The sequence below is a fragment of the Janthinobacterium sp. EB271-G4-3-2 genome (assembly GCF_020858035.1).
In the GTDB taxonomy this organism is placed as follows: Bacteria; Pseudomonadota; Gammaproteobacteria; order Burkholderiales; family Burkholderiaceae_D; genus Janthinobacterium; species Janthinobacterium aestuarii.
On the sequence record NZ_JACYMG010000009.1, the window covers coordinates 156,770 to 169,098 of the forward strand.

The 12,329-nt window shown below is 62.6% G+C and carries 14 protein-coding genes; 7 read left to right on the plus strand and 7 right to left on the minus strand.

The window, feature by feature from the left end:
* Positions 1–7: 7 nt before the first annotated feature.
* The 5 genes from IGS55_RS19260 to IGS55_RS19280 all read right to left on the minus strand — a co-directional run bounded on the left by IGS55_RS19260 (position 8) and on the right by IGS55_RS19280 (position 2,834).
* Positions 8–394, minus strand: a complete 387-nt coding sequence (locus tag IGS55_RS19260) for a phage holin family protein (RefSeq protein ID WP_070224915.1) — start codon at positions 392–394, stop codon at positions 8–10.
* An 18-nt stretch (positions 395–412) separates the two neighbouring features.
* Positions 413–715 carry a DUF883 family protein gene (locus IGS55_RS19265; protein WP_034758939.1) on the minus strand — a complete coding sequence of 101 codons (303 nt, stop codon included), beginning with the start codon at positions 713–715 and terminating at the stop codon, positions 413–415.
* A gap of 58 nt (positions 716–773) precedes the next feature.
* Entirely contained in the window at positions 774–1,310 is a 537-nt protein-coding gene (locus IGS55_RS19270; RefSeq protein WP_070304102.1) for a ferritin-like domain-containing protein, read from the minus strand.
* 193 nt (positions 1,311–1,503) lie between these two features.
* On the minus strand, positions 1,504–2,403 hold the full coding sequence (locus IGS55_RS19275; protein WP_230517646.1) for an OmpA family protein: 900 nt from the start codon (positions 2,401–2,403) through the stop codon (positions 1,504–1,506).
* A gap of 26 nt (positions 2,404–2,429) precedes the next feature.
* A complete protein-coding gene (locus tag IGS55_RS19280; RefSeq protein WP_051992010.1) occupies positions 2,430–2,834 on the minus strand; it encodes a DUF4398 domain-containing protein in 405 nt (134 codons plus the stop codon).
* A 258-nt stretch (positions 2,835–3,092) separates the two neighbouring features.
* Here IGS55_RS19280 and IGS55_RS19285 point away from each other — a divergent pair, with 258 nt between their 5' ends.
* Together IGS55_RS19285 and IGS55_RS19290 are read left to right on the plus strand one after the other, a co-directional pair.
* Complete coding sequence (locus tag IGS55_RS19285) at positions 3,093–5,129, plus strand: AsmA family protein (protein ID WP_230517645.1); 2,037 nt, start codon at positions 3,093–3,095, stop codon at positions 5,127–5,129.
* Positions 5,130–5,298: 169 nt separating this feature from the next.
* Positions 5,299–5,517, plus strand: coding sequence for a glycine zipper 2TM domain-containing protein (locus tag IGS55_RS19290; RefSeq protein ID WP_086138583.1), 219 nt, complete (start codon positions 5,299–5,301; stop codon positions 5,515–5,517).
* An 84-nt stretch (positions 5,518–5,601) separates the two neighbouring features.
* On the opposite strand, the gene IGS55_RS19295 is transcribed toward IGS55_RS19290, so the two are convergent.
* A complete protein-coding gene (locus IGS55_RS19295) occupies positions 5,602–6,378 on the minus strand; it encodes a Crp/Fnr family transcriptional regulator (RefSeq protein WP_230517644.1) in 777 nt (258 codons plus the stop codon).
* Positions 6,379–6,553: 175 nt separating this feature from the next.
* Between IGS55_RS19295 and IGS55_RS19300 the strand changes: the two genes are divergently transcribed.
* The 4 genes from IGS55_RS19300 to IGS55_RS19315 all read left to right on the plus strand — a co-directional run bounded on the left by IGS55_RS19300 (position 6,554) and on the right by IGS55_RS19315 (position 8,817).
* Entirely contained in the window at positions 6,554–7,195 is a 642-nt protein-coding gene (locus IGS55_RS19300; protein ID WP_230517643.1) for a glycine zipper 2TM domain-containing protein, read from the plus strand.
* 165 nt (positions 7,196–7,360) lie between these two features.
* On the plus strand, positions 7,361–7,627 hold the full coding sequence (locus tag IGS55_RS19305) for a hypothetical protein (RefSeq protein ID WP_230517642.1): 267 nt from the start codon (positions 7,361–7,363) through the stop codon (positions 7,625–7,627).
* A 196-nt stretch (positions 7,628–7,823) separates the two neighbouring features.
* On the plus strand, positions 7,824–7,970 hold the full coding sequence (locus IGS55_RS19310; RefSeq protein WP_010396376.1) for a lmo0937 family membrane protein: 147 nt from the start codon (positions 7,824–7,826) through the stop codon (positions 7,968–7,970).
* 211 nt (positions 7,971–8,181) lie between these two features.
* Positions 8,182–8,817: an OmpA family protein gene (locus IGS55_RS19315; protein ID WP_128140864.1), complete on the plus strand. Its 636-nt coding sequence runs from the start codon at positions 8,182–8,184 to the stop codon at positions 8,815–8,817.
* A 69-nt stretch (positions 8,818–8,886) separates the two neighbouring features.
* Here IGS55_RS19315 and IGS55_RS19320 read toward each other — a convergent pair whose 3' ends face one another.
* The gene (locus IGS55_RS19320) at positions 8,887–11,733 is read right to left on the minus strand and encodes a M16 family metallopeptidase (RefSeq protein ID WP_230517641.1); all 2,847 of its coding nucleotides are present in this window, start codon (positions 11,731–11,733) and stop codon (positions 8,887–8,889) included.
* Between the two features lie 285 nt (positions 11,734–12,018).
* Here IGS55_RS19320 and IGS55_RS19325 point away from each other — a divergent pair, with 285 nt between their 5' ends.
* Positions 12,019–12,288 (plus strand): hypothetical protein, encoded by a 270-nt coding sequence (locus tag IGS55_RS19325; RefSeq protein WP_128140025.1) that lies wholly within the window; start codon positions 12,019–12,021, stop codon positions 12,286–12,288.
* The last annotated feature ends 41 nt before the right edge of the window (positions 12,289–12,329 follow it).

Sequence of the window (12,329 nt, forward strand, 5' to 3'; positions counted from 1 at the left end):
AGGCAGCTTACATCAGCATGTCGCGGTCGGCCTTCAATTCCGCCATGGTGGCCGGCATCGACAGCTTTCCTTGACGCAGCATGGCGCGCGCATACATGACCAGTGCGATGGCCAGCAGTACGAACACGACCGTCATGATCGCCAGGATCTTCCAGCCCAGGCTATCCCAGGCGAGGAAAACGATCAGCACGCTGCCGTAAGCGATGGCAAACAAGCCCGCCACCGTCGCCAGCGCGAAAATGACAACCAGCTGCAGCATGTGATTGCGCACTTCCGACAGTTCGATGGTGGCCAGTTCCAGCCGCGACAACATCAGTCCGACGGCGTTCTTGGCCAGGCCGGCGACCGAGCCGATCAATCCCGGCCCCTGGTGAGACGAAGCAGACTTGTCCATATCGCTCCTGACAGTGGATTACTTGCGGCCCAGGATGAAGCCGACCAGCACGCCGACGCCAGCGGCAACGGCCACCGTACGCCATGGGTTTTCCTTGACATAGCCGTCTGCCTGGGCAGCCATCTGCTTGGTGGCAACGATGGCCGACGCTTGCGCTTCATGCGCCTTGGCCAGGGCGGCGTCCAGGGTTTTCATGCCCTTGATGCGCACTTCATCGGCTTTTTCGCCGGTCAGGGCGGCAGCGGCGCTGAACAGGGCTTGTGCATCCTTGACCAGGGTTTTGACATCGTTATTAACGGTGGTGATATTATTTTCCAACATGGTTTAGCTCCTTAGCTGTGGATGAATGTAGTTACTATACCTACTTTACTCAAAAACACTATTCCATTAGATCGCGCATATCATCGGCGTGCTCTTCTTCAACAGCCATGATTTTGATCAACAAATGGCGTGTGGTCGGGTCTTTGTCGCCGATTTTCACGATCATCTGACGATACGACTCGATCGCTACCCGTTCCGCGATCAGATTGGCACGCACCATGCTCTGCACGTCTTCGGAGTCATCATACTCGGCATGGCTACGCGCAAGCAATGTTGCAGGATTAAAATCTGGCTTGCCATTCAATTGCACGATGCGTTCGGCCAGCCAGTCCGCATGTTCCTGCTCCTGCTGCGCATGCTCGAGAAACTCGGCCTTGATGCTGCCATTGTCGCGTCCGCTCACGGTGTAGTAATGGCGCTTGTAGCGCGCGATACACACCAGTTCGGTGGCCAGCGCGCCATTCAACAAAGTGATCAACTCCTCGCGGTCGGCCTGGTAGCCGGCCGTCACGGCGCCGTCGTCCAGGTTTTTCGCGGCAGCGCGGATGGCCGCCGTATCGATGCCAGCTGGAATCTCAACAGATGTTGGTGTCATGATGCTTCCTTTCAATACTTGCGTGGGTATCCACCGGCCAGATTGCGGCCGATGCTGCCTTCTAACAAATTAAACACCGGGACAAAACCGTAGCGAGCGGCAGTGAGTTGTGGCCGAGAAGCGGAGCTGTGCTATAGCACAGTGAGCATCGGAGGCCGCAAATCGCGACGCGCAGTAGGTTTGGTCGGGTGTTTTAACGGCGGGCGGGAATCGCCGTGTTGTCCTCGGACAAGACGATTTCCACCCGGCGATTCAGTTGGCGGTTTGCCGCCGTGTCATTGCCGGCGGCCGGATAGGCGGCGCCATAGCCTTTCGTGGCGATGCGGTCGCGGCTGATGCCTTGCTCCAGCAGCGCATTGCGCACGGATTCGGCGCGGCGTTGCGACAATTCCAGGTTGTGCGCGGAGCCGCCCGTGCTATCCGTAAAGCCTTCGATCAGCACGGTGCGCTGTGGGTTGTTTTTCAGCACGTCAGCCAGCTTGCGCGCCGTATTCGCGCCATCGGCCGTCAGGTTCGCCTTGTCCGTGCCAAACAGCACGTCGCCCAAGGTAATGACCATGCCGCGCTCGGTTTTCTTGGCGGCCAGGTCGGCCAGCTGCGCCTCGAGTCCGGCGGCACGGGCTTGCGCATCGCGGGCCGATGCTTCGGCCGCTTGCGCCTGGGCCTTGGCCGCTTCCGCATCCGCCTGCGCCGACTGGGCGCGGGCCGTGGCCTGGTCAGCCTGCTGCGTGCGCGCATCGAGGCGCAATTGATCGCGCTGCTTGCCGGCGTTGGCGATATCGGCTTCCGCGGCTTTCTGCTTGGCGACTTCTTGCGCCGTGGCTATCTTTTGCTTGGCCAGGTAGGCCAGCTTGTCGACTTTTTCGCTATCTTCCTGCCGCGTGGCGGCCGCGTTCGCCGCTTCCAGGGCAGCGCTCGCTTCGCGGAATTCGCGTGGCGCATAGGTCGATACCATCGGGTTCGATTGCGCCGCCATGTAGTCGCCACGCGTCTGGTCGAGCAGGCTGGTGGTGGTCGGTGCGGAGCTGCAGGCGGCGACAAAGGCGGCCATGGCCAGCAGGCCGGGAATGGTGGTGTAGGTAGCTTTTTTCATGATGGGGTCCTAGTTATTGTTATTAGTTATTGTTTTGGGGCTTGCTGATTGGCGCGGTCGAGCTCTTCGCGCATGACGCGGATGTTCTCGTTGATCTCGTCGGCGGCGCTGGTGGCCTTGGCCGAGTTGGCCTTGCTTTGCGCCAGCTTGGCATCGGCTTGCGCCTGGTCGGCCAGGTCGCGCGCCGTCTTGTAGTCGCGGTCTTTCAGCGCCTGGTTGGCCATGCGCATTTTTTCGCGGGCCGAACGCATTTCATCGGGCGCCAGGTCGGCGGCGCCGGCGCTGGCGGCGTTATCGACGGCGGCGCGCGACACGGCGACATCGGCCGTGGCTGGCGTTTTCAGGCTGGAGCAGCCCGTCATCAGGACAACGGCCGTGGCGCAGGCGGCCAAGGCGGCCAACGGGGACATCTTGAAATCTCGGTTTGTCATTTTTTTTCTCCTGGAGAATGTGTAAGCGTTAAGGTTCATACGTCGGTGCATCTGGAATCAGGAACGGCGTTTGATGTAGACGTTATAGGCTCCGGCTCCCCGCATATCCGTTCGGTGCCGCACATAGAGTAAGAAATCGACAATACTTGCATGGGCAACGTGCGCTAGCGCACGTGCCCGCCAGCAAAACCTGAAACAGCCCCGGCTTCAGGACGATTCCTGTAGCATCATGACTACTTGTACAGAAAGAATCCGCTCATGCCGCTCTCCCGCCGTCAGAAAATCGCCCTCGCCAGCACCGCCGTACTCATCGCCCTGCCCGTCACGGCTTCCATCGTCCTGATGAATATGGACTGGAACCGCGCCAAGCCCTGGCTCAACGCGCGCGCCAGCGAAGCGCTGGGACGGCCATTTGCCATCGAGGGCGACCTGGCGCTGACGTGGCAGCAACCGACGGCTGGAGGGAAACAAAGCTGGCGCGACTATTTGCCGTGGCCGCACCTGCAGGCCAAGGATGTGCGCCTGGGTAACCCGAGTGCCATGGCAGGGACGGACGACGAGGCGCAGCTGGCCACCGTCAGCCAGCTGGCGTTCTCGCTCAATCCTGTGGCCCTGCTGGACAAGAAAATCATCATCCCGCAATTGCGCTTCGACACGCCGCAGGTGCGCTTGCTGCGCAACAAGGACGGCAAGAACAACTGGACCTTCGACAAGCAGGAACAGCCATCGCCGTGGCAGCTGGAATTGCAAAGCGTGGTCTTCAGCAAGGGCACCGTGACCCTGGACGATGGCGTCAGCAAAACGGCGATGCGCGCCGATGTCGACACCATCACGGGCGACGCGCGCTACGGCATCGCCTGGACGCTGTCGGGCAAATACCGTGGCGAAACCGTCAAGGGCGGCGGCAAGGCGGGCGGCGTACTGTCGCTGCAGCAGCAAGGCACGCCCTTCCCCATCCAGGCCGACATGCGCGCGGGCGGCAACAGCATGGCCATCGAAGGGACTCTGACGCGTCCGACGAATCTGGCCGCGCTCGACGTGCGCCTGAAGCTGTCCGGACCCAGCATGGCCCGCCTGTATCCATTGACGGGCGTGCTGCTGCCGGAAACGCCGCACTTCAGCACGGAAGGCCATTTGACGGGCACCCTGGCGCCGCGCGGCGGCGAATGGGTATACGACAAGTTCAGCGGCAAGGTAGGGGCGAGCGACATCAGTGGCAAGCTGGCTTTTTCCGCCAGCACGCCGCGCAAACGCCTGACGGGCGAAGTCCACTCGCGCCTGCTGCAATTTTCCGACCTGGGTCCGCTGGTGGGCGCCGATTCCAGCGCCAGCAAGAAGGAACGGGGCGTGCCGTCGACGCAGCCGGCCGGCCGCGTCTTGCCGGTGGAGACGTTCAAGACGGAGCGCTGGACCAGCCTGGACGCCGACGTGCGCTACACGGCCGACAAGATCACGCGCGACGCCGAGCTGCCGATCAGCAAGCTCGACACGCATCTGGTGCTGACGGATGGCGTGCTGTCCTTGACGCCGCTCAACTTCAACGTGGCGGGCGGCACCCTGACGTCGCAGATCAAGCTCGACGGCAGCGGCAAGGTCATCGCCAACGGCATCGCCGCCGAACTCAAGGCCAGCGCGCGCCACCTGCACATCCAGCAGCTGTTCCCCCGCCTGCCTGCCCTGCAGGCTAGCGTGGGCGAAATCAATGGCGACGCTTCGCTGTCGGCCACGGGCAATTCCGTCGCCACCCTGCTGGGCAGCTCGAACGGCGAAGTGCGTGCGCTGATCAACCGGGGCAGCATCAGCAAGTTGCTGCTGGAAGAGATGGGCTTGAATATCGGCAGCGTCGTGCTGGCCAAACTGTCTGGCGACAAGCAGGTCAAGCTGAACTGCATGGCTGCCGATTTCGCCGTCACCAAGGGGCTGATGCGCACGCGCCAGTTCATCGTCGACACGGATGACGCCGTCCTGAATATCGATGGCACGGTGAACCTGGCCGATGAACGGCTGGACCTGACCCTGCGGCCGGACAGCAAGGGCTTGCGCGTCTTTTCGCTGCGCTCGCCCCTGTATGTGCATGGCACTTTCAGCAAGCCCGACGTGAGCGTCGACAAGGGCGTGCTGGCCCTGCGCGCCGGTGGCGCCCTCGCGCTGGCCGTGGTGGCGCCCGTGGCGGCGCTGCTGCCGCTGGTCAATGCCGGCCCCGTCGAGGATAGCGAATGCGCGGCACTGCTGGCCCAGGCGCGCGTCAAGCCGGTGGCGCCCAAGCCGGGGAAAGCCGTACGCAAGGTGCGCTGAACGCGGGGTGGGTGCCATTACAATTGTTACACGCCTATGTGCGTTGCCGAACAGACCCTGCCTTGCCACAATTCTATTCTGTGATCGTGCCTGAAACACACGGCGTCACGAAGTCATCCGGCCCATACCATGCCGGCGCCACGAGGTCCGAATTCATAGGAGAACTATCATGCAAATCATTAAAAAAATCGCCGCTACCACTTCCGTTGCCGCCCTGCTGCTGAGCCTGACGGCTTGCGCCAACATGTCCGCCCAAGATAAAAATACGGCCATCGGCGCCGGTGTCGGCGCAGTCGCCGGTTCCGTGCTGACGGGCGGCAGCGCTGTCGGCGCAGTCGGCGGCGCCGCTGTCGGCGGCGTGATCGGTAATCAGGTCAAGCCGAAGTAATCGCTGATCAAGAAAGCGGGGTGGGTGCCCAGGCTCCCACCCCGCTTTTTTGCGTCTGTGGCACCAGGAAGGAAAGCAGGGAACTCAGACGAAGACGTTGGCCATGCCGATGGTGCCGCTGTCCTTGACCAGCTCGTAGCAGCGGCAGGAAACGGCTTCCAGGCCAGCCGAATCGAGGATCTCGATATTGCCGCGGCTGTAAGTGATGAGTTTTTGCTGTTGCAGCGCGCTGGCCGCCTTGGTCACGCCGACCCGCCGCACACCGAGGGTATGGGCGAGAAATTCATGCGTGAGGTGAAATTTTTCGGACTGCAGGCGGTCGCGCGTGATCAGCAGCGAACGGGCCAGACGCGCTTCTAACACGTGGAAGCGGCTGCACACGGCAATCTGGATGGCTTGCGCCAGCAAGGTGTCCGTGTAGCGGTACAGCAAACGCTGCAGGGACTCGAGCTGGGCGAACTCGGCGCAGAAGTCGGCCCGCGCGATGCGGCTGGCCGTGCCGGAACGTTGCACGACTGCACGTACTTGCGCCAGTTCATGACCGAGCGCGACGGAAGCGCCCAGGACGCCTTCGCGGCCGACGGAGCCCACTTCCAGGGTCATGCGCCCTTCCGCCACAGCCAGCAGCGAGATCAGGCAGTCGCCGGGGAAATAGATGTGGCCGATAGGCTGGCCAGGTTCGTACAGCACCTCGCCCACCTCGACCGTGACGGTATCGAACAGCGCCGTCAGGTGCCGCAAGTCGTGCTCGGGCAGGCTGGCCAGCAAGCGGTTACCGGCGTCCTGCGCGGCCACAGGCGCCCCCAGGCCGGATCGGCCTGTATCGCGGGACAGGATCGTGCTGGCGTTCGTTAGTGGCATTGCTTTTCCTTGGTGTCGTTACAACTCGACATAATTTTTACCTAGCCTACGGTGCGGTACCGTCCCTGTATGTACGGTGACGCACGGAAGCGGGGCAAGCGGTACAGCACACTGGCCGCATGCACGGATAACACGCACTACCCATTTCATTATTTTAAAAAACAAGGAGCCTTCCATGACCACCACCAAATCCCTCCATCCGCTGGTGCTTGCCGCCGCCGTCGCCGTCCTGCTGTTTTGCGGCGTGGGCACGGCGGCCCTGATGGGCTGGCTGCCTTCATCCCAAGGCGATAGCCAGCCGCTGGCAGCCAGCACCTCGGCCGAGCAGATGGCCAGCCTGCAGGCGAACCAGCCGCCAGCGAACTTGCAGCCTGCCGGTGCGCAGCCGCTTGCCGCCCTGCCGCCACAGCAGCAGCAACAGCAACCCGTGCGCCAGCCGCAGCCGCAGCAACAATACGCGGCAGCCCCGGCGCCGCAAGTGTGCGGCAATTGCGGCGTGATCGAAGCCATCCATGAAGTCAATACGCGCGCCGAAGGCAGCGGCGTGGGCGCGGCCGGCGGCGCCGTCGTCGGCGGCTTGCTGGGCAACCAGGTAGGCGGCGGTCACGGCAAGCAACTGGCCACCGTGCTGGGTGCCGTTGGCGGCGCCGTGGCCGGTAACCAGATCGAAGGCAGCGTGCGCGCCACGCGCAGCTACAACATCGTCGTGCGCCTCGATAACGGCAAGACGCGCACCGTGCACCAGAGCGCCGCGCCGAACTGGCGCCAGGGCGACCGCGTGCGCATCGTCAACGGCGGCTTGCGCGCCATGGGCTAAGCAATCCGCGACGGTACCGCTGCCGCGATTAGTTACAAATTCGACACACGCCCGGCCCCTCCGGGCGTTTTCTTTTTGATAATGTTCGTTGGCGTACAGATGAGCTTGCCGTCCCGCGAGATGATGCATTCAAGAAAGTTCAACGGATGTCTTCAAGGAGATGCGATGGAAAACGACAAGACAGGCAGTCGCCGGATCTGGCTCGGCTTTATTGGCGGCGGCGTATTGGCCACCGCGCTGGGCTTCTGCGCGCTGGACCTGGCGCCCGTGCAAGCGAGCGCGCCCGTGTTCGGCGTGATGCTGTTGCTGACGGGCGGCATGGTCAGCTGCCTGGCCGGCGCCGTCGGCATGGCCGGCATGCTGGCCTGGATACCGGGCATGGATGGCGAACAGGAACGGCCGCCGCTGCGCGAGCGGAATTTGGCCAAATAAGCTGGCTAATTCAGGAATAAGTTGGGTAAATCAGGCTTGTGTACGGCACCGTACAGAAAATTTCAGAAACAAAGTAGACAATAAGTCATGGCATCAGCGTTCAGCGACCCAGTCGCCGCGCAATGACAAAAAACCGATGACAGCGCAAGGCCAAGGCAGACGCCGTCATCCACACATTACTCTCGGAGGACACATCATGCTGTATACAATCGCCGTCGTACTCATTATTCTTTGGCTGCTGGGCCTGGTAACTTCCTATACCATTGGCGGCTTCATTCACATTCTGCTGGTGGTCGCCGTGATCATGGTGCTGCTGCGTTTGATCAGCGGGCGCGGTTTATAGAGGCTGGCGCACTGGCTGGACAGGGCGGCGCGCGTGCAAACGGGCGCCGCCTTTTTGCCGCCTTTGCATACAGTGCGTGCGCACTGGCACGCCGCGGCATTTTGCAGTAACGTGTGCAGGTAATTCCTGGGTATGTCCCAATAACAAAACAAGGAGAAAATCCATGAAAGAAACATACAAAAAAGGCCCTGGCGCCAAATCCCTGATCGGCATGCTGGTGATCGCATTGGCCGCCAGCGGCTGCGCGGACATGTCCGCAACGCAGCGTGGCACGGCCACGGGCGCCGGCGTCGGCGCAGGCCTGGGCGCCTTGATCGGCGGCACGACCGGTGGCGGCAGCAGCGGCCGCACGGCCGGCGGCGCCCTGATCGGCGCGGCAGCGGGCGCCGTCATCGGCAATATCTGGTCGAACCGCATGGAAAACCAGAAGCGCGCGATGGAACAAGCGACACAGGGTACTGGTGTGCAAGTCTCGCAAACGGCCGATAACCGCCTGAAAATGGAAATTCCGAGCGACATTTCCTTCGACACCAACCGCGCCGACATCAAGGGCAACTTCCGCCCCATCCTCGACCGCTTCGCCGCCACCCTGAATGAAAACCCGAACACGACGGTCAGCATCATCGGCCACACGGACAGCACGGGCAGCGATTCCATCAACGAACCGCTGTCGGTGGAACGCGCCGCCCACACGCGCGACTACCTGGCCATGCGCGGCGTCTCGCCGACCCGCGTCGTCACGGAAGGCCGCGGCGCCCGCGAGCCGATCGCCTCGAATGCGGATGCATCGGGACGCGCTCGCAATCGCCGCGTCGAAATCTACGTCGCGGAGTTAGCTCCGCGCTAAGTTGACATGCTTCAATAAAAAAACCGCCGGCAAGGTAACTTGCCGGCGGTTTTTTTTAATTGAAACAGCTTATTTCGACGTCGTTGCCTTGGCGCCGCTTTCGCCCTCTTTCGCCACCTTGGCAAAGTCGCCTGCCGTCACGACCGAAACAGCCGATGGCCTCAGGTATTCACGCAGGCCCTGGTTCACTTGCGCCAGGGTCAATGCTGCCACCTTCGCTTCCAGGTCCTTGTCGTAGGCCATGGTGCGGTCTTCGGCAAGGTAGCCGGCCAGTTCGCGCGCCAGGCCGCTGTCTTGCGTGCGGCCCACTTCCTGCGATTGCAGCCAGCCTTTCTTCGCTTCGGCCAGTTCCTCTTGCGTGAAGCCGTCGGCCAGCACCTTGGCGATTTCCTCGCGCAGGGCCGCTTCCACCTTGACCGTGTTTTGCGGCGCGCTGATGGCATACGCCATCCAGTAGCCGGCCGGTTCGCGCGACGGGATGCTCACTTGCGAACCGACGCCGTACGACAAGCCTTCCTTCTGGCGGATGCGGTCGGCCAGGCGGCTGCGCAAGGCGCCGCCACCGAGCATGTGATTGGCCATCAGCAAGGCCGGATAGCTGGCGGCGTCATCCTTGAGGGGAATCGGCTGGATGGCGAACAGCACGCTGTTGGCCTTGTCCGGCGTTTCCAGCGTGACTTTTTCACCGCTGACAGGCTTGACGGCATCGGGAATGCGCACATATGGCTGCTGCGCCTTCCAGCTGCCGTACAGGCTGGCCACTTGCGCCTTCAGCGCGGCCGGATCGAAGTCGCCCACGGCGGCAAAGGCGGCGTTCGACGCGCCATAGTAGGCGCCATGGAAGGCTTTTACATCGGCAACCTTGATGGCTTTCCATTGCGTCAGTTCCGCTGGCAAGGTCGCCACGTGGCGCACATGGCCTTCCGGCGTGGCATCGAGCAGGCGGCGGAAGGCGTTCACGGCCAGCGGCTGCGGTTCAGGCAATTCCTGCTCCGCGCGGCCGACGCGCTCGCGCTGCAATTCCAGGAATTCCGTTTCGCTCAGGGCCGGCTTTTGCAGCACTTGCGCCAGCAGGTCCATGGCGGCCGGCAAGTTCTCGCGCTTGCCCATCAGCATGGCGGTCACGCCCTCGGCGCCGCCCGAAATCGCCACTTGCGTGCCCAGCTGGTCGAACTTGTCCTTCACTTCCTGGCGCGACAGGCTATCCGTGCCGCGCGACAACAGATTGGCCGTGTAGACACCCACTTGCGCCTTGCCGCGCAAGTTCTCTTCGCTGCCGATCTGCAATTTCAACACGACGCTGACGGTGCTGCCCTTGGTTTTCTTCGGCAGCAAGGCGCCCTTCAAGCCGTTCGGCAAGGTGAAGCGCGTGGTGCGCGCTTCGATATTGTCGGGACTCGGGTCGAATGCTTCGCCTTGCGCCACGACAGCGCGGCCCGTGTAGCCGGCCAGTTGCGGCGCCACGTCGGCGTAGGCCGGCACGACCGTGCGGTCCGGCGCATCGGTAGGGATGAAACGGCCCAGGGTGCGGTTCGAGCTCTTCAGGTATTTCTCGGCCGCCGCCTGCACCTGCGCCGTCGTCAGCTTGTCGAGCTGGTCGCGCTGCAGGAAAAACAAGCGCCAGTCGCCGGCCGCCAGGGACTCCGTCAGGGCGATCGTCATGCGCGCCGTGTTCGACGTGATCAGCTCGACCTGTTTGTTCAGCTGCTGTTTCACGCGCGCCACTTCCGCGTCCGTGACCGGCTGCGACTTCAAGTCTTCCAGCACTGTCAGCATGGCCGCTTGCGCCGCGTCGAGGTTGCCATCGACGGGCACCAGCGCGCCGAACAGGTTGTAGCCCGGCTCCAGGTTGCTCACCGAGTTGTATTCGATCTTGCTGGCCAGCTTGGTTTCCACCAGCGCCTTGTGCAGGCGGCCGGCGGGCGCATCCGTCAGCACGTGACCGAGCACCTCGATGGCGACGGCGTCCGGATTGCCGGACGGCGCCACGTGGTAGCCGGCGCCGACGAACTGCGTGCCGCCGCTGCGGCGCACCGTCACGGCGCGTTCGCCATCCTGCACCGGTTCGGCCGTGTAGGTCGGTTCGATCACGCGCGTCGGTTTCGGGATCTTGCCGAACAGCTCATTGATCTGCTTCAGGACCTTCGCTTCATCGAAGCGGCCCGCCACCATCAGCACGGCGTTATCGGGCTGATAATATTTATGGTAAAACGCACGCAGGCGGGGGATGTTCACCTGCTCGATGTCGGAACGGGCGCCGATGGTCGACTTGCCGTAGTTGTGCCAGTCGTAGGCGATGGCCTGGATGCGCTCGCTCGTCACGCCGATCGGGTCGCTCTCGCCCATCTCGAACTCGTTGCGCACGACGGTCATTTCGCCTTTCTGCGTCTTCGGATTCCACAGGTCGTTCTGGTCGATGGCCGCGTTGACCATGCGGTCCGCTTCCATGGCCAGCATCTGGCGCAGGTTGTCGTCGTTGGCGGGGAAAGTGGCGTAGTAATTGGTGCGGTCGTACCAGGTGGTGCCGTTGAAATCGGCCCCCGTCGAGTTCAGGATCTCGACCGGGGTTTTGGTGCCCTTCTTGATGCCGAAGTTGGCGCTGGGCTTGAACAGCAAGTGCTCGAGCAAGTGGGCCATGCCCGTTTCGCCATAGTTTTCATGGCGCGAACCGACCAGGTAGACGATGTTGGTGGTCAGGGTCGGCTTGCTGGCGTCGGGGAACAGCAACACGCGCAAGCCATTGGCCAGCCGGTATTCGGTAATGCCTTCGACGGACGTGACTTTGACGGCGGCGGCGCGGTTCGGCGCAGCCTTGCCGGTTTTCTGGGTCGGTGCCGCTTCGACGGGGGTGGCGGCCAGGATGAACGACGGCGACAGGATGCCGGCGGCAAGCAGGAAGGCGATAATGGGTTTCAAGGCAGAGTCCTGGTAACACTACGTTATTAGACAAGCGCAAAAGCGGGCGCAATGGAATACGAACGCAAGAATTGCCATGGACCCGCGCTGCGTCTTCGCTGCCCAGGGAAATCATTGCTCTCGCAATTTACGTCATGCTTGTCAGTTACGCAAGTGCCTGTCATCGAGCTGTTATGTGCCCGTGTTATACTCCACGGTTCCAGAACTATCTGCCTGTATATGAGACGAGCTCTCGTCCTGCTCTGCCTTTTTGTTTTCATCGCGTTACCCCAGGCGTTCGCCAGCATGGCTTACGCCAGCCCTTCCCCATTCCAGCACCTTGATGTGGCCGGCGTTGCCGCCACGCCTGCCGCAGATTGCATTGCCCCCAGCGCCCATGCCGGATTGCCCGGCGACAGCTGCACCGCCGACGAATGCGACAACGATCCCATCACGCTGTACCCGAGCTCGCGCCAGGCCGTGCCGTTTTACGCCATCATTTGGCAAGCGGGACCGGGCGCACTTTCCGAAGCGGACGTGCGGCTGGCCACCCGGCCGCCGCGCGTCCGCCACTGAGACGAACACAGCAGTACCCATCACGCCCGGGGCACAAGCCG